Origin of the sequence: Actinoplanes octamycinicus (genome assembly GCF_014205225.1) — a bacterium.
Taxonomy (GTDB): domain Bacteria; phylum Actinomycetota; class Actinomycetes; order Mycobacteriales; family Micromonosporaceae; genus Actinoplanes; species Actinoplanes octamycinicus.
In genome coordinates this window covers 6,879,718-6,903,248 of the sequence record NZ_JACHNB010000001.1, presented here as the reverse complement: position 1 = coordinate 6,903,248, position 23,531 = coordinate 6,879,718, and the positions used below count along the sequence as shown (strand labels likewise).

The following is a 23,531-nucleotide window of genomic DNA, read 5'->3' as shown; positions in this document are numbered from 1 at the left end:
ACAACTCCGCAGCCCGGGATCCGGGCAGGGCCGAACGACCCACCGGCGGGTCGCAACCTCGGGCCGTCCGGCCCTGAACCGCACCGCCGCGGGCTCATAACGTTCGAGAGGAGCGTGGCCGCACGAACGGAGGAGCCGGCATGGCCACGGTGGGAGTGTTACGGGAAACCGCGGAACAGGAACGACGGGTGGCGTTGACCCCGGACGTGGTGCGCCGTCTGCGCGACCGCGATCCGGTGCTGGTCGAGTCGGGGGCGGGTTCCCACGCCTGGTTCGGCGACGATCAGTACCGCGCCGCCGGTGCCACGATCGGTGACCGGGAGCAGGTGTACGCCGGCAGTGACGTTCTCGTCTGCGTGCACCCGCCCTGCGACGTCGATCGGCTGCGCCCCGGCCAGACGGTGATCGGGCTGCTCGCACCGCTCACCGACCCGGGCCTGGCCGGGCGGCTGGCCGCCGCCGGGGTGACCGCGCTCAGCCTCGACCTGCTGCCCCGGACGCTGTCCCGGGCCCAGCCGATGGACGCGCTCACCTCCCAGGCCAACGTGGCCGGATACAAGGCCGCGATCGTCGCGGCCGAGGCGTACGGCGGGTACTTCCCGCTGTTGATGACCGCCGCCGGCACCGTCCGCCCGGCCCAGGTCCTGGTGCTCGGCGCGGGCGTGGCGGGACTGCAGGCGATCGCCACCGCCCGCCGGCTCGGCGCCGTGGTGACCGGCTACGACGTGCGCGAACCCGCGCGCGCCGAGATCGCCTCCACCGGCGCCGCCGTCCTGGACCTCGGCGATCCGGCCGTCGCCTCGGCCGACGGCTACGCCCGGGCGCTCACCGCCGAGGAGAGCACCGCGCAGCAACAGGCCTTGCAGGAGGCGGTGACCCGGTTCGACGTGGTGATCACCACGGCTCAGGTGCCCGGCCGGCGACCACCGGTGCTCATCCCGGCCACCACGCTGGCCGGGATGCGACCCGGCTCGGTCGTCGTCGACCTCGCCGCCGGGCCGCACGGCGGCAACGTGGACGGCTCGGTCGCCGGCACCACGGCCCTGGTCGGCGGGGTGACCTTGATCGCCGCCGGGAACCTGGCCGCGACCATGCCGCAGGCCGCTTCCTCGGCGTACGCGAAAAATCTCCTCGCCCTGCTCGCCGCCCTGACCCCGGAGCCGGACCTCAAGGACGAGATCCAGGCCGCGGTCACCGTCACCCACGCCGGGCACATCGTGCATCCGGCGGTCCGTGAACTCCTGGAGGGAGCCGCGCCGTGACCCCGCTGCTGATGGCCGATCTGACCGTCTTCACCCTCAGCGTGCTGGTCGGCTTCGAGGTGATCAGCAAGGTGCCGGCCACCCTGCACACCCCGCTGATGTCCGGCGCCAACGCGATCCACGGCATCGTCCTGATCGGCGTGATGCTGCTGGCGCTGACCGTAGTGGACGGCGGCGGCTACCTGCTGCTGGGCGTGGCGGCGTTCTTCGGCGCCGCCAACGTGGCGGGTGGCTACGCCGTCACCGACCGCATGCTCGGCATGTTCCGGAGCAGGCCATGACCGCCTTCGACACCACGGTCCACCTGGTCTATCTGGCCTGCGCCACCCTCTTCGTCGCCGGGCTGCACCTGATGAACGCCCCGGCCACCGCCCGCCGCGGCAACCGCCTGTCCGCCGCCGGCATGCTCGTGGCGATCGTCGTGACCATCGCGGTACTGGTCGAGGACGGCGGGCTGACGGCCGGCGCGGTCCTCGTGCTGACGATCGGCGCGCTGGCCGGCGGCGTGGCCGGGCTGGTCGCCGCCCAGCGGGTGCGGATGACCGCGATGCCGCAGCTGGTCAGCCTGTTCAACGCGGTCGGCGGCGGCGCTGCCGCGCTGATCGCGCTCGGCGACCGGGCCACCGGCGCCCAGGCCGCGGTCACCGGCGCGCTCGACGTGGTGATCGGCGCGCTCACCTTCAGCGGCTCGCTGATCGCCGCCGGCAAGCTGGCCGGCCGAGTCCCGGGCCGCCCGATCGTGGTGCCCGGCGGCCGGATCCTGTCCGTGCTGCTGGCGGTCGCCGCCGCCGGGCTGGCCGTGCTGGGCGGCACCGGCCGCGGAACGCTCGCGCTCGCCGGGGTGGCCGGCTGTGCCCTGGCCCTCGGCGTGCTGCTCACCCTGCCGATCGGTGGCGCCGACATGCCGGTGGTCATCTCGCTGCTCAACGCCTGCACCGGCACGGCCGTCGCGATGGCCGGATTCGTGCTCGGCAGCACCCCGCTGATCATCGCCGGAGCGCTGGTCGGCGCGGCCGGCGCCATCCTCACCAAGCTGATGGCCGACGCGATGAACCGCTCGATCCCGGCGATCATCGCCGGTGGTTACGGGAGCGGCGACCAGGTCACGGTCGCACCCGTTCCCGGTACGGCCGGGGTGCGCGCGATCAGCGCCGAGGACGCCGGGATCCAGCTCGGGTACGCCGGCAAGGTGGTCATCGTGCCCGGCTACGGTCTCGCCGCCGCCCAGGCCCAGCACGAGGTCGTCGCCCTCGCCCAGGCGCTCACCGAGCACGGTGTCGACGTCAGCTACGCCATCCATCCGGTCGCCGGCCGGATGCCCGGGCACATGAACGTCCTGCTGGCCGAGGCCAACGCGCCGTACCAGCAGCTCAAGGATCTGGACGAGAGCAACCCGGCGTTCCCCGGCACCGACGTGGCGCTGGTGGTCGGCGCCAACGACGTGACCAACCCGGCCGCGCGCCGACCGGGCAACGCGGTCTCCGGCATGCCCATCCTCGACGTCGACAAGGCCCGCAGCGTCATCGTGATCAAACGGTCGCTGGGGCACGGCTACGCCGGCATCGACAACGAGCTCTACCAGGATCCGAAGACCGCGATGCTGTTCGCCGACGCGAAGGTCGCGCTGACGTCGCTGCTCGCGGCGGTCCAGGCGTACGCCGGGTGAGCATCGGGCCGGGGCGACCCGGTTCTCCGGGACACGATCATTCGCAGTGAGGGGAGACAGCCATGAGGGCTCGGGTCGGGGACCGCCTCGTCCTCGAAGGGACGCATCCCGGCGATGGGTACCGGGTCGGTGTTGTCACCAAGGTGGTGCACGCCGATGGCCGGCCGCCGTACTACGTGCGGTGGCTCGAGGACGGCCACGTCAGCGTCGTCTTCCCCGGCGCGCAGGCGCGGATCCAGCCGGCCGCCATCGGCGGTGCCACCGCCGGATGACCCGGCATCCACCTCGGCGGCTCAGCTGCCCAGCAGGCGCAGCAGGTCGTGCACGACGAAGGCGGGCCAGACGAACGCCTTCAGCACACCGAGCGCGCCCTGCCAGAAACCGTCGGCCGCTCCGATGTAATAGACGAGGGCGCCGATCAGGCCCAGCCCGTAGACGGCTCCACCACCGTCAGCGCCGGTCGGGGCGCGGCGGGTGCGGTTCTCGGCCATCGCACGCCTCCTTCAGCGTGATTCCCCGGGCCGGCCGGCCAGCGCCGGGGGAGTGTCCGCCCGCCGGTCCGCGGACCGGTGGGCGCGGACCACCACGACCGGCCCGCGGCCGTGGTGCAGCAGCGTCTGGGCCACCGAGCCGAGCAGGCCGTGATAAGGTAGCTCGCCCCGTGCGCCCACGACGATCAGCGACGCCTGCTGCGACTCCTGCCGCAGAACCGTGCTCGGATCGCCGCTCAGGGTGCAGAAATTCGCGTCCACCCGGGTCTGGCGGGCGCGGGCGTCGATCGCGTCCCGGAGCGCGTTCATCCGGTCCGCGGTCTCGCCGACATGGACGACCACCAGGCCGGTCCGGCGCCGGGCCGCGACCTCGAACGCGTAGTCGAGCACCGGGTCGGCGATGTCGGCGCCGTTGACCCCGACCAGCACCGGCCCGTGCGGGGCGCGCATCGGCCGGGTCACCATCACCGTGCCGAAGGCACGGGCCGCGATCTGCACGGCCGTCGCGTCCCGGGGCAGGCAGACCCGGTCGTTGAGGCCGCCGTCGCCGACCACGGTCAGCGCCGCGTGCCGGGACAGGCGCAGCAGGCCGTTCAGTGGGTGACCTTCGACCAGTTCGGTCGTCACCCGCAACCCCGGCGTGGTCCGCTCCGCGACTGCCTTCGCGTGGCGGAGCAAGTCCCCGGCGGCTCTCGGCTGATCGAACACATCCGGCCGGTAGCTGAGCGCGTGAACCAGGCGCAACGGGTGTCCGTGGGCGCCGGCCTCGCGGGCCGCAGCTTCGACCGCGTGCATGCTGGCCGGGGAGCCGCTCACCCCGGCGACCACCGGCGTCACCGATGAGGTGTCCATCTCGATGCACCTCCCCGAGGAAAGGGCGTTCTGCTGCCACGCTAGGCCGGGCCCGGCGGCCCGGGTAGGGCCGATCGGCACCCCGTGAGGCCGATCCGGCGGCGTTCAGCCGAAGCGGACGATCAACTCGGCCACCTGCCCGTCGCGGTAGCTCAAGGTGAGCGTCCCGCCGCCACCGCGCGACCAGGTGAAGTCGACGAGGTCCCGATCGCTGCCGGACCGGATCCCGGTGATCTGGATCGTGTCGTCGGGCGGATCCGCGGCGTAGGCGGCGGCGATCGCCTCCCGCCCCTGCCACGGCCCGACCGGCGGCCCGACGAAGCTCATCACCGCGTCCGGGTGCAGCCCCGCGACGAACGGCCCCCAGTCGCCGCTGGTCACCGCCGCGTTGAACCGCTCCACGTGCGCTCGCGCCAGATTCTCCGTCATGGGTGATCGAAGACCTCCTTGCCGGCGCGGAGATCGCTGATCATTTCCAGTACGGCGGAGGGGCCGCCGCGGTCCGCGACCCAGTGGCTGACCACGCACGCGGCCCGCGGGTAGCCGTCGGTCCGCACCGCCGACCAGTCGGTCCGGGTGATCGTCAGGGCCTGCTCGTAGGGGACCCGGCAGCGATCCGGCCCGGGCCGCAGGTAGCGCGGGTCCTCCGAGACCAGCACCGCCAGGCCCTCGTTGAACCAGGACGGGACCTTCGACCGGGCCGGTCCGAGACGCTGGTTCAGCTCGAGGTGGGCGAGCTCGTGCGCGGCGATCACCTCGTTCGCGCCTTGCGGCGACAGGAGCAGGGCGTCCGTACGCAAAGCCCGGCCTTTCTCGCCGCCTCCGCCGATCCGCCGGTAGCACGCCTCGGTGGCGCAGATCAGCACCCGGGCGTGCGCCTCGCGGCCGCCGTAGAACGCGGCGACCCGCTCCCCGGCGGCGTCGACCATCCGGCGGTAGGCGTCGTCGTCGCGCTCCGCGTAGACGCCGCCGCCGAGGCCGGTCAGCCCGTAGCACCGCGGGCAGGCGACCGCCGCGATCGACGGCGCGGCCACCGCGACGGCCCCCACGGCGACCCCGAGAGTCGCCGCGATCCCGACGGCGATCCACCAACGGCGCTTCGGCATGGCGGCGATTGTGGCATATCGGCCGTAAGATCGTCGGCGTGCTCTATTGGGATCCGGTGCCCCATATCGACGACGCCCTGCGGTCCCTGGCTCATCCGCCGCGGTTCGGCGGCCGGTTCGCGGAGCGCAACGAGCTGAACGTGCCCGGCCCGTTCTACGCCGCCGGCACCGACAACTGCTGGGTGGGCCGGCTGCACGCGCCCCGGCACATCCTCTACGGCGACAGTCACGAGCACTATTCGGAGTTCGTCTTCCGGCAGCCCCGCGATCCCGGCGAGCTGCGCGCGGTCCTGCGCGGCATGGCCGACGACCCGACCATCGGCTGGGCCCGCGACGGCGACGCCCACTGGACCCCGGCCCTGGTCCGTGAGTGGTGGCGCGACCGGGGCCGGGTGCGCGACTGGCTGACCGCGAAATATCCGCTGTGCGCCGCGTCGGACCGCGAGGAGGAGCGCGAGCTGGCCACCGGCCTGCACGACTACCTCACCTACCTGGACGGCGAGCTGGCCACCGACCTGCGGGCCTACCTCTACTTCCTGGACCACGGCGCCGCGCCGTCCGACGAGGAGCGGCTGCCCGCCCTCTAGGACAGCGCGGCGATCAGGTCGGCCGGCGGCGTCGTGCGGGGACGGTCGCTGACCTGGCCGTCGCCGATCTCGACCAGGCGCCACTCGCCGTCGCTGCGCCGCGACAGGTCCGCGGTGGCAAAGGACAAGTTGACGGTACGCATCAGCGCCGTGAGAGCGGACAGGTCGAGCTCGGCCGGCGGCTCGTCGCCGGGCGTGTCCGGGTGCGGGGTCACCAGGCGGCACTCGCCGTCGATCCACCAGGTGCGCACCTCGGCGCCGGTCAGCTCCTCGAAGCGCCGCAGCACGAACCCGCCGGTGAACTCGTCCTCGCGCAGCTCCCGGAACCGGCTCGCCACCCGCCACGCCGCGTCCGGGTCGGCGACGTCCGGAAGGTAGGCGGCCTCGTCCCAGTGGTGCTTCATCGACTTCGTCCAGTCGCGCAGCACCGCCGCCCCGGAGCCCAGCTCGGCGCAGGCCGCGACGAAGTCGGCCCGGGCGTCCCCGATGGTCCACACCGACTCCGGGGTGTGCCCGGCCGCCGCGGCGTACCAGCCGGGCAGCTCGTGCGCCCGCCGGTACCGCTCAGGGCTGGTCCGCAGTCCCACCCCGCGCCGGTCCAGCGCCTCGGCCAGCGCCCGGTACTGCTCGGCGCGCAGCATCCACCCGCGATAGACCGCGCCGGTCCCGGCCGGCACCCGCGCGACCGCCGCGTCCGCCGGCCCGCCCCGGGCCAGCGCGTCGTGGTCGATCACCGCGACCTCGATCCCGGCCGCCCGCGCCGCCGCCACCTCCCCGGCGAAGTGCTCGTCGGGCCGGCGCGGCCGCATCACGTCCCCGGGAACCAGCAGCATCACGCCCAGAGCCTAGACCGAGGCCTACCCGGCGGCGTGACCGTGGCGGACGGTCCTGCTGGAGAGGCCGTCCGCCTCTGACCGCGCTGCCGGTCGCGTGTCCACGATGGAGGCATACGAACCGAGCGCCCGGCGATGAGACGCCGCGCCTCGCTCTGGCCGCCGGCCTTCGCCGCGCCGGCTCGTCCGTTGCTCGCTGCCCGCCGCCGACGGCGGGGCAGTGCCTGTCCGGGCGAGGAGGAGGAGATGCGTTTCCGAAGGCTGAGTGTGCTCGTGGCGTCCACCGGTGTGGTGGCGGCGGGTCTGATGTCTCCGGCTGCGGCGGGGGCGGCGGCCACGACCGCCGCGCCGCCACCGGTGCGGACCAGGTCGATGGTCGTCCTGGGCACGCTGGGCGGCCCGATGTCCTACGGCCTGATGATCAGTAAGCGCGGCGACATCATCGGCAGCAGCCGCGACGCTACCGGCCGCACGTGGTCCACGGTGTGGTGGCGCGGCCGGATCAACCCGACCGTCATCCCGATCGTCGGGGCCGGCGTCAGCGGCATCAACGAGCAGCGGCACCTGGCCGGACGGGTCCCGGCCGGCAAGGTCGAGAAGTTGTTCCTGTGGCGGCACGGCAAGGTCACCTACCAGCGGCTGCCCGCCGGAGCGAAAGCCGGACACTCCTTCCTGAACGACCGTGACCAGGTCGCGGTCACCAGGATGGACAAGGACGGCAGCTACCACGCGATGCTGTGGCAGCGCGGCCGCCTCACCCTGCTGCCGGTCCCGCGCGGCCGGAACAGTGAGGTGGTGGACATCAACAACCGTGGCCAGGTCCTCGGCATGATCCGGCGGCCGGGGTCGTCGGTCACCCGTGCGGTGCTGTGGCAGAACGGCAAGATGATCAAGCTCGGCACGCTGGGCGGCGCGAACAGTTATGCGCGGGACCTCAACGAGCGGGGGCAGGTCGTCGGCGACAGCACCACCAAACGCCACGGTGAACACCCGTACCTGTGGCAGCGGGGCCGGATGACCGATCTGCTGGCCCACAACAAGGCGACCGGTGGCCGGGTGTACGCGCTCAACGACAAGGGCGCCGCGGTCGGCGTCGCCGACTTCGGCAACTCGTCCTCGGGCGTGCTCTGGCAGCGCGGCCGGATGACCCGGCTCCACATCGGCAGCGGCTCGGGGATGCCCGTCGCGATCAACAACCGCGGTGACATCGCCGGCGACACCGGCTGGCCGACCAGCAACGTGGGCGTGCCGTTCCTGCTCAGGCACGGGCGCGCCACGGTGTTCCCCGACCCGCCCGCGGACGTCGCCACCAAGGTCATCGGAATCGACCGGCACGGTGTCATCGCCGTGGAGCAGGAGATTGCCGACTACGGGGTGCGGCTGCTGCGGTCGCGGTGACCCCTGCCAGTTCATCAAGATTCTTCGGGAGGCCACCATGGGTGCGACGACCGCGATGAGTACCGCGACAGCGCAGAAACAGGGGAGCGGGGCAGCCCCGCCGCTCGGCCGGGCCGCCCTCGGGGTCGCGGTCTGCGTGGTGGCCGCCTGGCTGGCGCTGCTCGGCTGGTTGCTGGCCAGCGTCGACGCCACCGATGTGACCTGGGAGCGGCTGCTCGCGGTGCTCGCCTCGCTGCAGGCGGTGGCGTTCGCCGCGGCGGGTGCGCTGTTCGGCACCTCCGTCCAGGGGCAACGGGTGGCGGAGCAGCGGCAGCGCGCCGACGCGGCGGAGGTTCGTGCCGCCGCGGGGGAGCAGGCCCGGATCAACGGCGAGAAACTCGCGGCCGGGGTGAAGCTCGACCGGGCCGGGCGCGCCGGCAACGGACGTCAGCCCCTGTCCGCCGACCGGGCCGGGGAGCCCGACCCGCTCCTCGACCTGGCCCAGCGGCTCTTTCCCGATTGAGGTGCGGCGATGGACGCGGTGGGACGCCTGGTACGGGACGGCGACGGCATCGGCACCGCCTTCGTGGTGTCGCAGGACGGCCTGGCCGCTACGGTGGCGCACGTCCTGGCCGGGCACCGGGACGCGGCGTGGACCTTCGAGCCGTTCGCCGCGCCGGGCGTCTCGCTGCCGGTGGACACCGGCCTGCCCAGCGACGAGGACGCCGACGTCGCCCTGATCCAGATCGGCGGCACGTCGGTGTGGCACCCGCTGCTGCTCGCCCGGCACGGTGAGGTCGGTCCCGGCGATCCGGTCCACCTCACCGGGTTCGCCGCCGGGTGGGACTTCGACTCGGGTGTCGGCGAGTACGTCGGTGAGGTCGGCGCGCAGGGCCGGGTCTGGGCGAAGGTCACCTGCCGGCAGGCACAACCGGGGATGAGCGGCGCCCCGGTGATCGCCACCGAGCGGCAGCGGGTGATCGGGCTGGTGTCCGAGCGGCTCAACGCGGACGGGTGGAACCGGGACTCGGTCTTCCTGGCCCGCACCGACGACCTGGTGGCGCTGGCGCCGGACCGGATCCGGCTGACCCCGCTGCCGGACCGGCGGCGCGCCGGAACGCTACGGCTCTCCTGGGACCGTGGCACCCTCACGCCGATCATGGAGACTGACGACTTCGACGTGTCGATCGGCCGGGCCGACGCGAACCGGCTGCTGCTGAGCGACCCGCGGGACAGCCGGTTCCACGGCCGGCTCGGGCTTTCCGGGCCGCACCTCGTCTACGAGCACCTCGGCTCGCACCCCGCCCACCTTCTCGGCGCGGACCGGGAGCTGACCCTGGTCGCCGACCGGACCAGTCACGTCCTCAGCGACAAGGACCGGCTCCGTTTCGCCAGCGGTGTGCTCCTCGTCGAGTTCTCCCTGCCCGACCTGCACGACCCCACGGCGCTGCGCACCGAACCGGCGGACGGCGATGCCTTCCGCTGACCCGACGCTGCTCTCCGGCCCGACGCTGCTCTCCGGCCCGACGCCGCCGGAGGCCACCGCGCCGTCGCCGGTCGTTCCGGTGCCGCCCGGGCAGGTGCTGCTCGACCGCTGGCGGGTCACCGGGTGGCTGCGCGGCGGGCAGGCTTGGGTCCTGGTCGTCGACGACCTGCGCGGCGGCCGGCGCCGCGCGATCAAACTCCCGTTCGCCGGCTCGCTGGCCGGCGACGACGAGCTGATCGTGCTGCTGCGGATGCGGCCGCATCCGTACGTCGTGTCGCTGCTCGACGTCCTTTCCGTGCTCGACCGGCAGGCGCTGCTGCTGGAGTACGCGCCCGGGTCGCTCACCGACGTGATCGGGACCGCGTTCCGGCCCGGGCTGCTGCAGGAGATCTGCGCCGGCATGGCGCACCTGTCCGCACGGGAGGAGAGCGTGCACCTCGACCTCAAGCCGTCCAACGTCCTGCTCGACGACCAGGGACACGCGAAGATCGCCGACTTCGGTCTCAGCGGCCCGGTTCGCGAGCCGGGCGGAGCCTACCGCCGGGCGCGCGGCGGAACCTGGGCCTACGCCGCACCGGAGCAGCTGCGGGCGGAGCCGTGCGACTGTCGCGCCGACATCTACTCCTTCGGGGTGATCCTCTACCAGCTCTGCACCGGCGGGCAGCTGCCCTATCCGGTCCGGCTGGTCGGCGACGCCGAGGCCCAGCGCGGTCAGCTGCTGGACTACTTCGCCTCGGACGGGCCGCAGGAGCGCCGGAGGAACCTCGTCATGGGCGCCACCGTGGACGGGCGCCAGCTGGCACCCGGGCCAGTCGGCGAACAGCTCGGGCTGGTGCTTTCCGGCTGCCTCGACGAGAACGCGGGTGGCCGGCCGCGCGACTTCCGCGCCCTGGCCCGGATGCTGACCGACGACCTGGGCATCGAACCAGCCGCAGCGCCGGAGCCCACGTTGACCGGAACGGATCATCACCACCGACAACTCGCCCTGGCCTGGGCGCTGATCCGCACCGGTAGTGGTGACGAGGCGGTGCGTGTGGCCAATCGGTTGCTCGGTGCCGGGTCCGCCCTGCCGGCGCAGCTGCTGCCGGAGACGCTTCGGGTAGCCCGTGCGGCGCTGAAGTGCGCCGGGCGCGGCGACGAAGCCGCGCTACTACCGGATCCGGAGGTGTGATCGATGTCCCCGGCCGGCCGGTTCGTCTTCCCCGCAGCCTGGCCACCGGTGCCCGGCCTGACCGACCGGGTCCGGAAACTGTCCTCGGCCGGCCGGTTGCGTACCGCGCTGGACCTGGTGCTCGGCACGCTGCGGCGCGAACCCGGCAACCCCGACGCCATGGCCAACGCGCTGCTGCTCCTGAGCACGTCACGCCGGGCCGAGGAGGAGATGGCCGAGCCGGCCACACGAAGTCAGCTATCGAGCGCGCTCGTCGCGCCGCTCGCCACCGTCTGCGGTGGCTGTGGACGCTTCTGGTACTCAGCGGAGGTCCTTCTGCAGTCGCCGAAGCAAGCCCACATGGATCCGGACGGTGTGCAGTGCCCGGCCTGCCGTTTCACCCGCTGTGCCGACTGCATCGGCCTGCACGGCCTCGTTGTGCCGGACGTGCCGTGTCCCTCGCCCGGGTGCGCCGGCAAGCTGGGCGCCTGCCTGACGCCGACCGGGCGGCCGGGTGTGGTCGTGGTGGACCCCGACGACATCGAGCGGATCCTGGTCGCCCGTGACGGGCCGATCCTGCCGGATCGGAACGAGGCGCTCGGCATCACGATGGAGTACGTGCCGATCCTCGCCGAGGACGAGCCGTTGATCATGCGGTGCCGGGTCGGACCGGACGCGGCGCACACACGGTCGTTCCCCGCGGCGGAGCATCCGGCCGACGAGATCCTTCCGGCGATAGTGGCCGAGTTCGAGGCGAGAGCCCTGCTGAGCCCGGGCGCGGCGACGCGCAGCACCTGCCTGCGCCTGCCCGGCGATGACGAGGCCGACGGCTGGTATCTGGCCGTGGTGACCGCGCCGCCTTCGCTGCCGTGGGACGCGGAGCACGACGACGCCAGGCGGCTTCTGCGAGCCCATCTCGACCGGCTCCACCGCGCGTGTCCCGGCGAGGCCGCTCCCGGCCGGGAGACGCTGGGCGCCGGCCATCTCCTGGACTTCACCGCCGACCTGCTCCTGCAGGCCCGGCGGGAAACCGAGCGCACCGGCCAGGTCGCCCTCCGGACGCGGCTGGCCAGCCGGTGTGTGATCGCCGTGACGGCGGTCCCGGTGTCCGACCCCGCCGTCGCGCGGACCTTCTTCCCGGGCGGGTACGACCGGTACGTCAGCTGGCTCGCCGGCGCCTGGAACCTTCCGCACCCCGGCCTCGCCCTCGCGCATTGGATCGACTGTTCCGACGCGCGGGACCAGCGACTGCACCTGACGTTCTTCCCGGCCGACCAGTCGGAGCGGGCCTGGCTCGCGACCGACCTGCTCGATCAGCGGGACGACAGCTGAGCGCTCGCCCCGGCGGTCCACACCGACTCCGGCGTGTGCCCGGCCGCGCAGCGTGCTCAGCGAGTGGCGAAGCCGTGCAGGTCGTCGTTGAGGCGCGCGGCGTGGGTGACGAACAGGCCGTGCGCCGCGCCCTGGTACACCCGCAGCTCGCTGCCGGGGACCAGCTCGGCCGCCCGCCGGCCGCACACCTCGAGCGGCGCCTGCTCGTCGCGGTCGCCGTGCAGCACGAGCGTCGGCACCCGCAGCGCCCGCAGCTCGTCGCGCAGGTCGGTGTGGAAGGCGGTCGCATAGGTCGCCCGGTGCGCCCGCGGTGTGCACCGCATGATGATGTCGCGGAACCACTCGATCTGTTCCGGCGATACCTCGTTGGTGTCCAGCGCGAAGAACGACGCCGCCCGCTCGGCGTTCCAGCGGGGCCGGTCCGCCGCCCGGTACGCCGCGTCGGCCGCGCTGAGCTCGGCCGGGACGCCGTGCGGGTTGTCCGCGGTCCGCTTCGGGAACGGCGTGGTGGCGGCGAGCAGCACGATGCCGCGCACCCGGTGCGCGCCGTGCCGGGTCAGGTAGCGGACCACCTCGCCACCGCCGGCCGAGTGCCCGACCAGGGTCAGGTCCCGCAGGTCCAGGTGGTCGACGAGCGCGGCGAGGTCGTCGGCGAGCGTGTCGTAGTCGTAGCCGTCCCAGGGCGCGTCGGAGCGTCCGTGGCCGCGGCGGTCGTAGGCCACGCAGCGCAGGCCGCGCTCGGTCAGGTCGGTGAGCTGGTGCTCCCACATCTGCACGGGGAGCCAGGCGCTGGGCACGAACAGCATCGGCTGCCCGCTTCCCCAGTCGAGGTAGTGCAGGGCGGTCCCGTCCTTGGCGGTCACGTACGGCATCGAGGTCCTCCGCGGTGCTCGGCGGTGCTGGCCGGACCAGGGTCACCGACGACCACGCCGCGGATCGATTACCTGCCGGGTAAGGCGGGCGCTGATCGCGTACCGGAAGAAGGTCTCAGCGGGCCGGGAGCGGCAGCGGTCGTGGGGTGAGGGAGACGTCGGTGGCCGGGACCGGGCGGGCGAAGTGGTAGCCCTGCGCGGTGTCGCAGCCCAGGCCGGCCAGCGCCGCCGCGGTCGGCGCGTCCTCGATGCCCTCGGCGACCACGGTCAGGCCCAGGTTGTGCGCCAGGTCGACAGCCGAGGCGACCAGGGCCCGGCTGCTGCGGTCGGTGACCATGTCGGCCACGAAGGAGCGGTCGATCTTCAGCTCGTCGACCGGGAGCATCTTCAGGTACGACAGCGACGAGTAGCCCGTACCGAAATCGTCGATCGACGTCTTCACGCCCAGCTCCCGGATCCGGTGCAGGGCGTCGATCGTGGTGGCCGGGTCGGACATCACGGTGTGCTCGGTGATCTCGATGCAGAGCAGGGCGCCGGGCACGCCCGCCGACTCCAGCAGGGCGGCCAGCCGGTCCGGGAAGGTCTCGTCGAGCAGGCTGCGGGTGGACACGTTGACCGCCACCGGGACCGGGTGCCCGGCGTCCAGCCAGGCGCGGGCCTGCTCCAGGGCCAGGGTCAGCACCCGCTCGGTGAAACGGTGGATCAGGCTGGTGGTCTCCAGCACCGGGACGAACTGGCCGGGGGAGACCGGGCCCTTCACCGGGTGCTGCCAGCGGGCCAGCGCCTCCACCCCGGCCACCGTCCCGTCGGCCAGCCGGATCTTGGCCTGGTAGTGCAGGCTGAACTGGCCGGCGTCGTCCAGGCCGCGGCGCAGGTCGCCGAGCAGGCTGAGCCGGTCCGCGCTGTCCTGCCCGGCGTGCGGGCGGAAGCGGCGGTAGCCGTCGTGCTGCTCCTTCGCGTCGTGCATGGCGCTGTCGGCGTGCCCGAGCAGGGTGCGGACGTCGTCGTCGGCGGTGGCCGTCGCGGCGCCGATGCTGATCTCCAGGTCGATGGTCAGGTCGCCGAGCTGGAACGGCTGGTCGAAGGCCTCGCGCAGCCGGTCGGCGACGGTCTCGGCGCGGGCCGGGTCGGTGTCGCGCAGCAGGATGGCGAACTCGTCGCCGCCGATCCGGGCGACCAGGTCGCTGTCCCGGACCGCGGTGGACATCCGCCAGCCCGCCTCGGCCAGCAGCCGGTCGCCGATGTTCGGGCCGAGCTGGTCGTTGACGTGCCGGAACCCGTCGATGTTGACGGTCAGCACGGTCAGCCCGGTGGTCAGCGCGCGCTGGGTGTGCAGGGTGAACGCGGCCCGGTTCGGCAGCCCGGTGAGGATGTCGGTGGCGGCCAGCGTCTCCACCCGGCGGCGGTGCGCCCGGACGGTCCAGGCGAACAGCGCGAGCATCACCAGGGTGAGCCCGGTGGTGACCGAGCTGAACCAGAGCAGCCGGTCCGAGTCGTGCCGGGCGGCCGCCGCGTGCTCCTCGTACCGGGACTGGTGTTGATCGCGCAGCTCCTGCAACCGGGCCACGTTGCGGCGGTAGGCGGGCATGATCTCGGTGCGCAGGACGTCCGCGGCCCGGGCCCGGTCGCCGCGGTCCAGCAGTGACAGGTACCAGATGATCACCTGGCGCTGGTTGAGCTGACGCTGGGCGATGGTGTCCGCCTCGGCCGACTCCCCGTCGATCCCGGCCAGGATCATGGTGGCCAGGTACGCCTGCTCGTCGACCTCCAGCAGCTGCTGCCGCTCCGGGCCCTGCGGGTCGCCGGCCGCCGCCTCGATCAGCGCCATCTCCCAGGCGGAGAGGTAGGCGGCCTGCTCGTAGGCCGCCACCTGATCGGCGGCCGCCACGATGTCCTCGACGATCTTGCCGTGCCGGCGGCTGTCGACCAGCGCCGAACCGGACAACAGGGCCAGGACGGCGACGAGCGCCCCGACCACCAGACGCCGTACCCGCATCGACCCCGAGCCGTCAGACCTCACTTTTTGACGATCGGCACGTTCCCGGATTTCGTTACCGGCCGCCTCACGGTTTCGTGCCACGCCGTACGCCCGGTTCTGCGGGGTTGTCAGGGTCGGGTACCCTTCGCCGCGCTATTGATCACATCGACGACGGGGGATCCGGGTGATGGCGAGCAGGCCTGTCCGGCTGAGCGTGGTGCTGTTGGGGTTCGTGGTCGCCGGGTGCACCTCGGGCGGCGAGGAGACCGCCACGCCCGGCCTGGCCGACCGGGGCACCGTGCTGACCACGGTGCAGCCGACCCGCCAAGATCTGACGAACCAGGTCAGTCTGGCCGGCAAGGTGACCATCAACCCGGTCTTCGGGGTCGTCGCGCCGACCGACGGCGAGCTGCGCTGGGTCACCCGGGTGCCCTCGAAGACGCCGGTGAGCAGCCCGGAGTGGGTGGCCAGCGTCTGGCACGACGGCTTCCCGCGGCACGTGGAGGTCCCCAAGGGCGCCACCTTCGCCGGTCGGCTGATGGAGGACCACGCCGACGTCACCAAGGGCATGCCGGTGCTGTCCGCGCAGCACTCCGGGTACGGGATCGTCGCCGACATCGGCAGTGACCAGGCGTACCGGATCTCCGGCGCGGTCAAGACCGTGCAGGCGCAGATCAAGAACGGTCCGGGGCCGTTCAAGTGCAAGACGCTGGGCACCATCGCCGCGCTGCCCGCCGGGACGGTGCCCGAGCCGGCCGCCACCACCACGGCCCCGACGCCGAACGCGTCCGCCCCGGCCGCCCCGCCGGCCGAGGGCGACAGCGGCGGTGGCAGCGGCAGCTCCGGCGGCTCCGAGCCGACCGGCATGCGCCTGGTCTGCGTGCCCCCGGACAGCGTCAAGCTGATCAACGGCGCCGACGTCACCCTCGAGGTGATCACCGGCCGGGCCGCGAACGCGATGGTGCTGCCGGTCGAGGCGGTCGCCGGCTCGCAGGGCCGCGGCAAGGTCGACATCGTGACCGGCGAGGACCACACCCGCAAGACCGTCGACGTGGTCCTCGGCCTCTCCGACGGCAAGGTCGTCGAGATCAAGAAGGGCCTCAAGGGCGACGAGACGATCGCCATTCCCGGCCCGAACCTGCCCACCGCCGCCCCGACCGGGGAGGGCCCGGTCGGATGAACGAGCTGATCGAACTCACCGGCATCACCAAGGTGCTCAAGGGCCAGAAACAGCCGCGGACCATCCTCGACGGCGTCGACCTGACCGTCCGGGCCGGGGAGAGCGTCGCCATCGTCGGCCGCTCCGGCTCCGGCAAGAGCACCCTGCTCAGCGTCCTCGGCCTGTTCGACCGGCCGGACACCGGCAGCTACGTGTTCAACGGCCGGGACATCAGCCGGCTGCCCGAGCGGCACGCCGCCAAGCTGCGCAGCGCCGAGTTCGGCTTCGTCTTCCAGCGGTTCTTCCTGCTCAAGCACCTGACCGCGGCGCAGAACGTGGCGATGGCGCTGATCAACGGGCAGGGCTGGCTGCCCCGCCGGGAGCGCCGCACCCGGGTGATGAACGCCCTCGACCAGGTCGGCATCGCCCACCTGGCGAAGAACCGGCCGGCCAAGATGTCCGGCGGCGAGCAGCAGCGGGTGGCGATCGCCCGGGCCCTGGTCCGCGAGCCGCGGATCCTGCTGGCCGACGAGCCGACCGGCGCCCTCGACATCGAGACCGGCACCATCGTGATCGACGCGCTGCTGGACGCGACCACCCGCGGCTGCGCGCTGATCCTGGTCACCCACGACCGCGACCACGCCGCCCGGATGGGCCGGATCGTCGACCTGGAGGCCGGCGTGCTGACCGAGCGGGTGCTCGCATGATGCGGCTCTCCGGGCGGCTGCGCACCGCCACGATCATCGGCATGCAGGGCATCCGGGCCCGCAAGCTGCGCACCTTCCTCTCCATGGTCAGCCTGTTCCTCGGCGTCCTCGCGGTCGTCGTGGTCCAGGCCGGCGCCGGCATCGCCGAGCGCCTGCAGCTCGCCGACGTCGAGCTGAGCTCCGGCATCGACGGCACCAAGGCGCTCTACCTGCCCGGCGTGCCCGGGGCGGCGCAGGCCGTCGAGGACACCGTGCGCCACCGCACCGACGCGGTCGCCATGTTCAACACCACCGCGATCATCGGCGAGCCCGGGGTGCGCGCGATCAACGAGGGCGGGTCGCCGTTCGACCAGGACTGGGGCGGCGGCTCGCAGATCTGCAACCAGAACGGCTGCTACGACCCGAACGCCGGCGCGCCCAAGGGACAGGCGATCGAGATGCGGGTCAGCGCGCTGACCGGCGACATCCGGCCGTTCCGCCCGTACCAGGTGAAGTCCGGGCAGTGGCTGGACTTCGGCAGCGCGCCGATGATGGCGCCGCGCCTGGTGCTCAACGAGGAGGCGGCCAAGGGCTTCGAGCGCTACCAGGTGCCCGCCGAGATGCGCCTGCCCGGCGCCACCGCGCACATGACCCCGCAGATCGTCGGCGTGGTCAAGGACGGCGACGGGTCCCCGCACGCCTACCTGCGCCTCGACGAGCTGACCACCTGGATCCCGCTGACCCGCCTCGGCGACCCGAACCAGGGCGGCGACGTCCAGGTCGCGATGGCCGGCTCCACCCCGGTCGAACCGGTCCTCATCGCCAAGCTGACCGGCCTGGGCGCGGAGGGTGTCGCCGCCGAGACGATCAACACTCGCAAGCAGATGAAGGACGAGCTGAACCTGCTCCGGCTGATCTTCCTGGCGATGGCCAGCCTGGTCCTGGTGATCGGTGCGGCCGGCGTGCTCAACGTCGGCCTGGCCACCGTCGGCGAACGGATCGAGGAGTTCGCGCTGCGCCGCGCGGTGGGCACGCCGCGGGCCGTGCTGGCCGGCATCGTGCTGGCCGAGACGCTGCTCACCGGCCTGCTCACCGCGGCCCTGGCGATCGGCCTGAGCGTGGCCGGCCTCAAGGTGCTCGCGACGCTGTTCGGCTCGTCCCAGCCGTTCCTGCAGAACGTCGAGTTCCCCTGGTCGGCCGGGGTCTCCGGGATCATCGCCGGGCTGGTGGCCGGGATCCTGGGCGGCTTCATCCCGGCGTTGCGCGCCGCCCGCATCCCGATCGCCACGGTGATGCGCGCCTGACGGGTTCGCTCGGCCAGCTTTTGGTACGGCCCGCGCCCGCCGCTATCGGACGAACTCCCAGATCACCACGCCGTCGGTGACCCGGGGCCGGTAGCGGCCGGCGAACGGCGTGCCGGTCTCCAGCGAGCCGGCGGTCCGCTCCAGCAGCTCCGCCACCGACCCCGGCCAGTGATCGAAATCGGCCCCGGTCTCCGGGTCGGTGTCGCCGACCCGGCCGTGCCCGCCGGGCCGCTGGTCGGCGAAGAGGAGCCCGCCGCCGCCGTCCGCCGCGAACGGCACGTAGTCCGGATGCCACCACTCGTCCCGGGTGATCCCGGGGTGGCCGAGCACCCGGCAGTTCACCTGCCAGTCGCTGAGGATCTGGGCGATCGGCGACGGGCTGAACGACGGCGGCAGGTCGAACCGGCCGATGCCCCGCGCCCCGTCGTGCCGGCGCAGCGAGGCGACCAGGTCGGCCGGGAACGGCACCGACATCCGGCGCTGCGCGTCGTCGATCCGCTCGGCCGGCGCGCCCGGCCGCAGCCCCTGGGCCGAGGCGGGGGCGTGCCGGTCGAGCCAGGTCTCGATCCGCTGCCAGGCCCGGTCGACGCGGGCGGTGGTCGCCCGGTCCGGGTGGGTGATCACGGGTGGACCGGGGTCCGGCGGGCAGCCGTCCGCCGGCGGCGGGGGCGGGGTGATCCGCAGCGGCGCCGCGACCGCCGACCGGGCCGGGGGCGGCTGCGCCTCCAGGGAGACCCGGACATCGCCGGGGGAGGAGCCCAGCCAGGCCACTCCGCACACCAGCAGGACCAGGAAGACGAAGATCCCCAGCAGCCCCAGGACGAACTTGCGTCCACTGACCGCGGGCGCTTTCGCCAGCACCGGGGGATCCGCCGGCTCCGGGGTGGTCAGGGCCGGGTGGAACCACTCGGCCGCCCCGGCGAAGTCGGCCGGCGGATCGGCCGGGATCCGCCCGACCGGGGTGACCGGCAGCGCCGCCTCGTCGACATCGGACCCGATCGTGATGACTGAGGCGGAAAGGCCGTGTCCGGCGAGCGCGCCGAGCGCCAGCGTCGTATGGTTCACCGCATCCGGTCCCGGTCCGGTCACCACCACCGCGGACGCCCCCACCGCCGCACCCAGGTCCGCGAATGTCCAGTCCCCCGATCCGAGCGGCACGAGCAGCCCCGCCGGCGCCGCCAGCAGCACCGCCCCGTACGCTCGCCGGACCGCGAGCACCAGATCCCGCGCCTGCTCCAGCGTCAGCCGATCGACCTCGGACAGCTCCACGATCCCGGCCACCCGTGGCCGGACCGGATCATCCTCGGTGACGACCGCCCCGGCCACCACCAGCGCCACCGGCACCTCGACGGCCGCCGCCACCGCGGCCGCCCCGGTCCGCCAGTCGACGTTGGCACCGGTGGCCATAATCATCCACAACCGTCGACGTCGATCCACGCCGCCACTGTAAAGGAGGACACATGGAGATCGGGGGCCTGGAACGTGCCGGTGGGGTGTTCGAGACCGACGCCTTCATCGACCGCGCGAACCTCTCCATGATCACCCTCTTCGAGCGGCTGGATGCGCTGCCCCGCACCGACGACTTCTGGACCGGCACCAACCACCGCGCCACCTGGTACAAGCTCAGCGACTTCGGCCGCCGCTGCCTGGCCCGCGACCCGGCCGACGACGTGGCCCGCTGGGCGCTGGTCGCGATGAGCATGCAGACCGGCCTCTACGGCGGCCTGGCCCTGCTCGCGAGCCAGCCGTCCCCGCCGCCCGAGGTGGTGTCCGACCTGCTCGCCCTCAGCGAGCACGTGTGGCTGGAGGTCGGCATCCCACCCGCCGCCGAGCTGACGTCGGCCCTGCGCGCGCTCGACCCGGAGGTGCTGCGCCGGGCTCCGGAGCCGGCCGGCTCCGCGGCCCACGCCTTCCTGGCCGGCCAGCCGTTCGCCCGGGCGCTGGGCCGGGAACGCTGGGAGGCGTTCGTGCTCGCCCTGGCCGAGGAGCGCCTCACCGGCGCCGCCGAGCAGGCCCGCTCCTACCTGGACGCCGACGAGCAGGCGGTAGCCGACCTGCTCGACGCGGCCCGCTGGTGGCAGGACTTCCGCGACACCGACGTCCGCGAACGCCTCCGCGAGCTGCTCGGATGAAACCCGGCGAGATCAGCCTGCCGCTGGCCGGCTGACCGGCTCGCCGGCCGTCACGACGATCACGCGCCAGCGGCCGCAAGTGGAGCAGGACTGGTAGCGGACCAGGCCGTCGCTGGTGGGGTGGGTGGAGCGGGTCTGCCAGGCGTGTTCATCCATACGGTCAGCGTGGTGTAATGGGCTTGTGCACATCAACCCTTACGGCGAGGATCCGGTGCGGCTGGCGCTCGACCTGATCAACGATCCGCCGGGGAGCGCATCCGAGCTGGGGCGGCGGTGCGCGGCGGCCGGGCTGGTCATCGACGTGCCGCCGGGCGCGGCCGACCTCGCCGAGACCAACCGGTTCCTGGCCGCCTGGCTGGGCGTCGTGGACGCGCCCGACGAGACGGCGCGCGCCGAGCGGCTCAACGCGCTGCTGGCCCAGGCCGCGGCCTACCCCCGCCTGACCAACCACGCGGCCGACGGCTGGCACCTGCACTACCGCGACCCGGACCGGCCGCTCGCCGCCGCCCTGCGCGCCCTGATCAGCGTCGGGACCGCGCTGCACCTGTCCGGCCGCGGCATGCACCGCCTGGGGCGCTGCGCGGCGGCCGGGTGCGAGCGGCCGTTCGCCGACCTGAGCCGCACCGGGCGGCAGCGATACTGCTCGCCGGCCTGCGCCAACCGCGACGCGGTCCGCCGCCACCGCAACCGCACGGCTGCGGATCACGGATGACACCGGGCGTCCCGGTTCGCTTCCCCGAGATCAGATCTTCCGGTACGACCTGAGCGTCCGCACCGCCTGCAAGGTCACCATCCCGCGCCACTCGAGGCGGGAGGCCGCGCTCGGCGGGTCCCAGGTGATCGGCCAGCCGCCGTCCGGTTCGCGCGCGCCGAGCAGGTGGTCCAGGTGCGCGTCGATCTGGGCGTCGTCGAAGAGCCCGCGCCACGGCGAGTCCGCGGTCGCCGCCACGTGCAGCGGGGTCAGGCCGTACTCACCCGGTTTCGGCATCGGCTGGAACATCGACGAGGACGTCATCCGCTCCAGCACCCGCGGCGCCGCCTTCTCGGCGCGGGCCCGGTCCGGCACGTGCGCCAGGAAGGTCATCGTCTCGCCGAGCGCGTGCACCTCCTCCGGCAACTCCCCGGACTCGATGACCTGCCAGCAGTACGCGGTCGCCGAGTCCCGCCACGGATGCTCGAAACCCAGCTGGTGCAGCAGCCCGGCCAGCCCGGCCGTCGGATTCAGCCCCGGCGCGTAGGTCCAGTCGGTCCAGTGCGCCGCCCGCGGATAGCCCTCGATCACCGGGAAGGCGAGCGGTACCGCGCCGTCCGCCATGGCCACGCCGCTGAGGAAGTCGCAGGCCGGGCCGAGCAGGGCGGGGTCGGCGGCGCCGGCCGCGGCGAGCGCCTGGACCGCCACCTCCACGTCGATCGGCAGGCTGGCCGGGCAGCGCTTGTCCGGCTCCAGGCCGTGCCCGAAGCCGCCGTCCGCGTTCTGATATCCGCGCAGCACGCTCACCACGCCGTCGGCGGGCGCGTCCCGGAACAGCGTGTCGAAGAGGCGGCGCTCCAGCAGGCGGGCTTCGGCCTGCAGGAACCGGTCGGCGGCGAGGAACACATCGGTCATGGCTGCGACGCTAGATGCGCGGGCCCGGGTTCGTCTTGTATGAATCGGACATGGGATACGAGGAGTGGGCGCCGCCGGCAGCGCTCCGTGGCGCGGCGGTCTGCCTGTGGCGCAGCACGATCCCGCAGGACCGGCCGGAGCGCGCGCCGATCCTGCCGGACGGCTGCGTCGACCTGATCTGGGAGAGCGGGCGCGGGGCGTTCCTGGCCGGCCCGGACACCCGCCCGGTGCCGGACCGCACGCCCGGCGGGCGGACGCTGGTCGGGGTGCGGCTGCGGCCGGGCGCCGGCGGGACGCTGCTCGGCGTACCCCTGGAACCGCTGCGGAATCTGCGCCCGGACCTGACCGACCTCCGCCCGGCAGCAGCCGCCGGGCTGCCGGGCGATCTGCCGCCGGCCGAGGCGCTGCGCCGGCTGGTGCGGCTCACCGGGGTGCTGTCCGAGGAGCGCCCGCCGGACCCGGCGCTGCTGGAGGCGGCCCGGCTGCTGCGCGATCCCCGGCTGCGGGTCCCGGACCTCGGCGAGCACCTGGGCATCGGCGACCGGCAGCTGCGGCGCCGGTTCAGCGCGGCGGTCGGCTACGGCCCGAAGACGCTGCAGCGGGTGTTCCGCTTCCGGCGCTTCCTGAGCCTGCTGGGCGAGGGGAACGCCGCCGAGCTGGCTGCCCGGCTCGGCTACACCGACCAGGCGCACCTGACCCGCGAATCGGTCGAGTTCGCCGGCCTGCCGCCGGCCGCCCTCGCCCGCCGCCTCACCACCCCCTGACGCGCGGCCGTCCCAGGATCCGGTCGTGCCGCGACCCGCGGTCCCGGCTGGCGCTCACGGGTCTTTCCCGGGTGGTGAGGCACCCCTGAGAGCCAGCCGGGGGCGGGAGGCGCGGCACGGTCCGGAGGCGAGGCGGTCTCGCGGCGGCTGGGGCGGGACGTGCGAAAGGGCGCCCTCCCGGGAGGACGCCCTTCGCCTGTGATTCGGGGTGCGGTCAGCAGTAGCCGGACGGGCACTCGCCGCTGGCCAGCAGCTCGTACTGGCGGCAGCGGGGGCAGATCGGGCGGTCCGGGCGGGGGGCCGGCTTGGTGGCCCGGGTGGTCTTCGGGGCCGCGGCCGCACGAGGGGCCGCCGCCGCACGCGGGGCCGCGGCTGCCCGAGGGGTCCGGGGCGTTTTGGCCGGGCCGCCGGCCTTGCGCATCTCGACGGCCTGCACCGCGGCGGTGAGGATCGCGTCGTAGTTCGCGTCGATCAGGTCGCCCTCGACCGAGACGAACGGCACCGGGTCGTCCGGGTCCTTCACCGTGGCGCCGTAGATCGTGCCGGCCACCTCCTCGGCCTGCGCCCGGGCCACCGCGATGTCCACCCCGCCGGGGTGGATGTGCACCGCCACGTTCCGCGCGCCCTGCGGCCGGACCTGGATGCTGCGACCGACCGGCTTGACCTCGACGGTGGTCCGCCCGCGAAGCTCCAGCAGCAGCCGCGCCACCGACGGCGCCGCTCCGATGCCTTCGGATTCCGCTTCGGTGTCCTGAAAGTCCATGTGTTCCTCCCGATCCCCATGCACGCCCGTGTCCGGCACCGAGATGCCACGCGTGAGGCCGCCGTTGGGAGCCTACCCGGCGCGAAGATCGGCCATCAGCAACCGGCTCCCTCCCCGCACGGTCG

General features: G+C 73.6%; 27 protein-coding genes. 16 read left to right on the top strand and 11 right to left on the bottom strand.

The genetic code is table 11. The features are described from left to right. The first annotated feature begins 140 nt into the window (after positions 1 to 140). From BJY16_RS30945 to BJY16_RS30930, 4 genes are all read left to right on the top strand, one after another. Positions 141 to 1,262 (top strand): NAD(P) transhydrogenase subunit alpha, encoded by a 1,122-nt coding sequence (locus tag BJY16_RS30945; RefSeq protein ID WP_185043075.1) that lies wholly within the window; start codon positions 141 to 143, stop codon positions 1,260 to 1,262. Then, positions 1,259 to 1,543 carry an NAD(P) transhydrogenase subunit alpha part 2 gene (locus tag BJY16_RS30940; RefSeq protein ID WP_185043074.1) on the top strand — a complete coding sequence of 95 codons (285 nt, stop codon included), beginning with the start codon at positions 1,259 to 1,261 and terminating at the stop codon, positions 1,541 to 1,543. Before BJY16_RS30945 ends, BJY16_RS30940 begins: the two co-directional genes overlap by 4 nt. Next, a complete protein-coding gene (locus tag BJY16_RS30935; RefSeq protein ID WP_185043073.1) occupies positions 1,540 to 2,928 on the top strand; it encodes an NAD(P)(+) transhydrogenase (Re/Si-specific) subunit beta in 1,389 nt (462 codons plus the stop codon). Before BJY16_RS30940 ends, BJY16_RS30935 begins: the two co-directional genes overlap by 4 nt. Before the next feature lie 62 nt (positions 2,929 to 2,990). After that, positions 2,991 to 3,200, top strand: a complete 210-nt coding sequence (locus tag BJY16_RS30930; protein ID WP_185043072.1) for a DUF1918 domain-containing protein — start codon at positions 2,991 to 2,993, stop codon at positions 3,198 to 3,200. 21 nt (positions 3,201 to 3,221) lie between these two features. Here BJY16_RS30930 and BJY16_RS30925 read toward each other — a convergent pair whose 3' ends face one another. The 4 genes from BJY16_RS30925 to BJY16_RS30910 form a co-directional block, all read right to left on the bottom strand. Then, positions 3,222 to 3,419 carry a hypothetical protein gene (locus tag BJY16_RS30925; RefSeq protein ID WP_185043071.1) on the bottom strand — a complete coding sequence of 66 codons (198 nt, stop codon included), beginning with the start codon at positions 3,417 to 3,419 and terminating at the stop codon, positions 3,222 to 3,224. Positions 3,420 to 3,431: 12 nt separating this feature from the next. Continuing rightward, complete coding sequence (locus BJY16_RS30920; RefSeq protein WP_185043070.1) at positions 3,432 to 4,271, bottom strand: universal stress protein; 840 nt, start codon at positions 4,269 to 4,271, stop codon at positions 3,432 to 3,434. A gap of 105 nt (positions 4,272 to 4,376) precedes the next feature. Continuing rightward, positions 4,377 to 4,700, bottom strand: a complete 324-nt coding sequence (locus BJY16_RS30915; protein WP_185043069.1) for a nuclear transport factor 2 family protein — start codon at positions 4,698 to 4,700, stop codon at positions 4,377 to 4,379. Next, positions 4,697 to 5,377 carry a hypothetical protein gene (locus tag BJY16_RS30910; RefSeq protein WP_185043068.1) on the bottom strand — a complete coding sequence of 227 codons (681 nt, stop codon included), beginning with the start codon at positions 5,375 to 5,377 and terminating at the stop codon, positions 4,697 to 4,699. Before BJY16_RS30910 ends, BJY16_RS30915 begins: the two co-directional genes overlap by 4 nt. 38 nt (positions 5,378 to 5,415) lie before the next feature. Between BJY16_RS30910 and BJY16_RS30905 the strand changes: the two genes are divergently transcribed. Then, on the top strand, positions 5,416 to 5,964 hold the full coding sequence (locus tag BJY16_RS30905) for a hypothetical protein (protein ID WP_203759338.1): 549 nt from the start codon (positions 5,416 to 5,418) through the stop codon (positions 5,962 to 5,964). On the opposite strand, the gene BJY16_RS30900 is transcribed toward BJY16_RS30905, so the two are convergent. Further along, positions 5,961 to 6,797, bottom strand: coding sequence for an ATP-grasp domain-containing protein (locus BJY16_RS30900; RefSeq protein ID WP_185046746.1), 837 nt, complete (start codon positions 6,795 to 6,797; stop codon positions 5,961 to 5,963). The genes BJY16_RS30905 and BJY16_RS30900 overlap by 4 nt on opposite strands. A gap of 246 nt (positions 6,798 to 7,043) precedes the next feature. Between BJY16_RS30900 and BJY16_RS30895 the strand changes: the two genes are divergently transcribed. From BJY16_RS30895 to BJY16_RS30875, 5 genes are read left to right on the top strand one after another with little or no spacing between them, the layout of a single operon-like run. Further along, positions 7,044 to 8,195: a hypothetical protein gene (locus BJY16_RS30895; RefSeq protein WP_185043067.1), complete on the top strand. Its 1,152-nt coding sequence runs from the start codon at positions 7,044 to 7,046 to the stop codon at positions 8,193 to 8,195. A 37-nt stretch (positions 8,196 to 8,232) separates the two neighbouring features. Next, positions 8,233 to 8,697 carry a hypothetical protein gene (locus BJY16_RS30890; RefSeq protein ID WP_185043066.1) on the top strand — a complete coding sequence of 155 codons (465 nt, stop codon included), beginning with the start codon at positions 8,233 to 8,235 and terminating at the stop codon, positions 8,695 to 8,697. A 9-nt stretch (positions 8,698 to 8,706) separates the two neighbouring features. Beyond that, positions 8,707 to 9,660 carry a trypsin-like peptidase domain-containing protein gene (locus BJY16_RS30885; protein ID WP_185043065.1) on the top strand — a complete coding sequence of 318 codons (954 nt, stop codon included), beginning with the start codon at positions 8,707 to 8,709 and terminating at the stop codon, positions 9,658 to 9,660. Further along, complete coding sequence (locus BJY16_RS30880; protein ID WP_185043064.1) at positions 9,647 to 10,831, top strand: serine/threonine-protein kinase; 1,185 nt, start codon at positions 9,647 to 9,649, stop codon at positions 10,829 to 10,831. The genes BJY16_RS30885 and BJY16_RS30880 overlap by 14 nt, the downstream gene beginning before the upstream one ends. A gap of 3 nt (positions 10,832 to 10,834) precedes the next feature. Then, positions 10,835 to 12,142, top strand: a complete 1,308-nt coding sequence (locus BJY16_RS30875) for a hypothetical protein (protein WP_185043063.1) — start codon at positions 10,835 to 10,837, stop codon at positions 12,140 to 12,142. 56 nt (positions 12,143 to 12,198) lie between these two features. Here BJY16_RS30875 and BJY16_RS30870 read toward each other — a convergent pair whose 3' ends face one another. Together BJY16_RS30870 and BJY16_RS30865 are read right to left on the bottom strand one after the other, a co-directional pair. Continuing rightward, a complete protein-coding gene (locus BJY16_RS30870; RefSeq protein WP_185043062.1) occupies positions 12,199 to 13,014 on the bottom strand; it encodes an alpha/beta fold hydrolase in 816 nt (271 codons plus the stop codon). Positions 13,015 to 13,129: 115 nt separating this feature from the next. Continuing rightward, on the bottom strand, positions 13,130 to 15,010 hold the full coding sequence (locus BJY16_RS30865) for a putative bifunctional diguanylate cyclase/phosphodiesterase (protein WP_185043061.1): 1,881 nt from the start codon (positions 15,008 to 15,010) through the stop codon (positions 13,130 to 13,132). Between the two features lie 169 nt (positions 15,011 to 15,179). On the opposite strand from BJY16_RS30865, the gene BJY16_RS30860 reads away from it, so the two are divergent. From BJY16_RS30860 to BJY16_RS30850, 3 genes are read left to right on the top strand one after another with little or no spacing between them, the layout of a single operon-like run. Then, the gene (locus BJY16_RS30860) at positions 15,180 to 16,172 is read left to right on the top strand and encodes an efflux RND transporter periplasmic adaptor subunit (RefSeq protein WP_185043060.1); all 993 of its coding nucleotides are present in this window, start codon (positions 15,180 to 15,182) and stop codon (positions 16,170 to 16,172) included. Next, positions 16,169 to 16,858, top strand: a complete 690-nt coding sequence (locus tag BJY16_RS30855) for an ABC transporter ATP-binding protein (protein ID WP_185043059.1) — start codon at positions 16,169 to 16,171, stop codon at positions 16,856 to 16,858. Before BJY16_RS30860 ends, BJY16_RS30855 begins: the two co-directional genes overlap by 4 nt. After that, on the top strand, positions 16,855 to 18,141 hold the full coding sequence (locus BJY16_RS30850; RefSeq protein ID WP_185043058.1) for an ABC transporter permease: 1,287 nt from the start codon (positions 16,855 to 16,857) through the stop codon (positions 18,139 to 18,141). Before BJY16_RS30855 ends, BJY16_RS30850 begins: the two co-directional genes overlap by 4 nt. 42 nt (positions 18,142 to 18,183) lie before the next feature. Here BJY16_RS30850 and BJY16_RS30845 read toward each other — a convergent pair whose 3' ends face one another. After that, a complete protein-coding gene (locus BJY16_RS30845; RefSeq protein ID WP_185043057.1) occupies positions 18,184 to 19,578 on the bottom strand; it encodes an SMI1/KNR4 family protein in 1,395 nt (464 codons plus the stop codon). Positions 19,579 to 19,601: 23 nt separating this feature from the next. On the opposite strand from BJY16_RS30845, the gene BJY16_RS30840 reads away from it, so the two are divergent. Continuing rightward, entirely contained in the window at positions 19,602 to 20,273 is a 672-nt protein-coding gene (locus tag BJY16_RS30840; protein WP_185043056.1) for a hypothetical protein, read from the top strand. 12 nt (positions 20,274 to 20,285) lie between these two features. On the opposite strand, the gene BJY16_RS30835 is transcribed toward BJY16_RS30840, so the two are convergent. Beyond that, entirely contained in the window at positions 20,286 to 20,429 is a 144-nt protein-coding gene (locus BJY16_RS30835; RefSeq protein ID WP_185043055.1) for a hypothetical protein, read from the bottom strand. Positions 20,430 to 20,454: 25 nt separating this feature from the next. Between BJY16_RS30835 and BJY16_RS30830 the strand changes: the two genes are divergently transcribed. Continuing rightward, positions 20,455 to 20,985, top strand: coding sequence for a CGNR zinc finger domain-containing protein (locus tag BJY16_RS30830; RefSeq protein ID WP_185043054.1), 531 nt, complete (start codon positions 20,455 to 20,457; stop codon positions 20,983 to 20,985). A 30-nt stretch (positions 20,986 to 21,015) separates the two neighbouring features. Here the strand turns inward: BJY16_RS30830 and BJY16_RS30825 are convergent, their stop codons facing one another. Continuing rightward, positions 21,016 to 21,879 carry a hypothetical protein gene (locus BJY16_RS30825; RefSeq protein ID WP_185043053.1) on the bottom strand — a complete coding sequence of 288 codons (864 nt, stop codon included), beginning with the start codon at positions 21,877 to 21,879 and terminating at the stop codon, positions 21,016 to 21,018. A gap of 50 nt (positions 21,880 to 21,929) precedes the next feature. On the opposite strand from BJY16_RS30825, the gene BJY16_RS30820 reads away from it, so the two are divergent. Continuing rightward, positions 21,930 to 22,643 carry a DUF6597 domain-containing transcriptional factor gene (locus tag BJY16_RS30820; protein WP_185043052.1) on the top strand — a complete coding sequence of 238 codons (714 nt, stop codon included), beginning with the start codon at positions 21,930 to 21,932 and terminating at the stop codon, positions 22,641 to 22,643. A 214-nt stretch (positions 22,644 to 22,857) separates the two neighbouring features. Here the strand turns inward: BJY16_RS30820 and BJY16_RS30815 are convergent, their stop codons facing one another. Further along, positions 22,858 to 23,406: a hypothetical protein gene (locus tag BJY16_RS30815; protein ID WP_185043051.1), complete on the bottom strand. Its 549-nt coding sequence runs from the start codon at positions 23,404 to 23,406 to the stop codon at positions 22,858 to 22,860. Between the last annotated feature and the right edge of the window lie 125 nt (positions 23,407 to 23,531).

What these genes read in the sequence shown, in the direction of transcription:
- BJY16_RS30855 (WP_185043059.1), top strand. Translation starts at nt 16,169, where the DNA reads ATGAACGAGCTGATCGAACTCACCGGCATCACCAAGGTGCTCAAGGGC.
- BJY16_RS30815 (WP_185043051.1), bottom strand. Translation starts at nt 23,406, where the DNA reads ATGGACTTTCAGGACACCGAAGCGGAATCCGAAGGCATCGGAGCGGCG.
- BJY16_RS30850 (WP_185043058.1), top strand. Translation starts at nt 16,855, where the DNA reads ATGATGCGGCTCTCCGGGCGGCTGCGCACCGCCACGATCATCGGCATG.
- BJY16_RS30865 (WP_185043061.1), bottom strand. Translation starts at nt 15,010, where the DNA reads ATGCGGGTACGGCGTCTGGTGGTCGGGGCGCTCGTCGCCGTCCTGGCC.
- BJY16_RS30895 (WP_185043067.1), top strand. Translation starts at nt 7,044, where the DNA reads ATGCGTTTCCGAAGGCTGAGTGTGCTCGTGGCGTCCACCGGTGTGGTG.
- BJY16_RS30835 (WP_185043055.1), bottom strand. Translation starts at nt 20,429, where the DNA reads ATGGATGAACACGCCTGGCAGACCCGCTCCACCCACCCCACCAGCGAC.
- BJY16_RS30910 (WP_185043068.1), bottom strand. Translation starts at nt 5,377, where the DNA reads ATGCCGAAGCGCCGTTGGTGGATCGCCGTCGGGATCGCGGCGACTCTC.
- BJY16_RS30920 (WP_185043070.1), bottom strand. Translation starts at nt 4,271, where the DNA reads ATGGACACCTCATCGGTGACGCCGGTGGTCGCCGGGGTGAGCGGCTCC.
- BJY16_RS30870 (WP_185043062.1), bottom strand. Translation starts at nt 13,014, where the DNA reads ATGCCGTACGTGACCGCCAAGGACGGGACCGCCCTGCACTACCTCGAC.
- BJY16_RS30930 (WP_185043072.1), top strand. Translation starts at nt 2,991, where the DNA reads ATGAGGGCTCGGGTCGGGGACCGCCTCGTCCTCGAAGGGACGCATCCC.
- BJY16_RS30915 (WP_185043069.1), bottom strand. Translation starts at nt 4,700, where the DNA reads ATGACGGAGAATCTGGCGCGAGCGCACGTGGAGCGGTTCAACGCGGCG.
- BJY16_RS30935 (WP_185043073.1), top strand. Translation starts at nt 1,540, where the DNA reads ATGACCGCCTTCGACACCACGGTCCACCTGGTCTATCTGGCCTGCGCC.
- BJY16_RS30900 (WP_185046746.1), bottom strand. Translation starts at nt 6,797, where the DNA reads ATGCTGCTGGTTCCCGGGGACGTGATGCGGCCGCGCCGGCCCGACGAG.
- BJY16_RS30825 (WP_185043053.1), bottom strand. Translation starts at nt 21,879, where the DNA reads ATGACCGATGTGTTCCTCGCCGCCGACCGGTTCCTGCAGGCCGAAGCC.
- BJY16_RS30890 (WP_185043066.1), top strand. Translation starts at nt 8,233, where the DNA reads ATGGGTGCGACGACCGCGATGAGTACCGCGACAGCGCAGAAACAGGGG.
- BJY16_RS30860 (WP_185043060.1), top strand. Translation starts at nt 15,180, where the DNA reads ATGGCGAGCAGGCCTGTCCGGCTGAGCGTGGTGCTGTTGGGGTTCGTG.
- BJY16_RS30945 (WP_185043075.1), top strand. Translation starts at nt 141, where the DNA reads ATGGCCACGGTGGGAGTGTTACGGGAAACCGCGGAACAGGAACGACGG.
- BJY16_RS30925 (WP_185043071.1), bottom strand. Translation starts at nt 3,419, where the DNA reads ATGGCCGAGAACCGCACCCGCCGCGCCCCGACCGGCGCTGACGGTGGT.
- BJY16_RS30840 (WP_185043056.1), top strand. Translation starts at nt 19,602, where the DNA reads ATGGAGATCGGGGGCCTGGAACGTGCCGGTGGGGTGTTCGAGACCGAC.
- BJY16_RS30880 (WP_185043064.1), top strand. Translation starts at nt 9,647, where the DNA reads ATGCCTTCCGCTGACCCGACGCTGCTCTCCGGCCCGACGCTGCTCTCC.
- BJY16_RS30875 (WP_185043063.1), top strand. Translation starts at nt 10,835, where the DNA reads ATGTCCCCGGCCGGCCGGTTCGTCTTCCCCGCAGCCTGGCCACCGGTG.
- BJY16_RS30885 (WP_185043065.1), top strand. Translation starts at nt 8,707, where the DNA reads ATGGACGCGGTGGGACGCCTGGTACGGGACGGCGACGGCATCGGCACC.
- BJY16_RS30820 (WP_185043052.1), top strand. Translation starts at nt 21,930, where the DNA reads ATGGGATACGAGGAGTGGGCGCCGCCGGCAGCGCTCCGTGGCGCGGCG.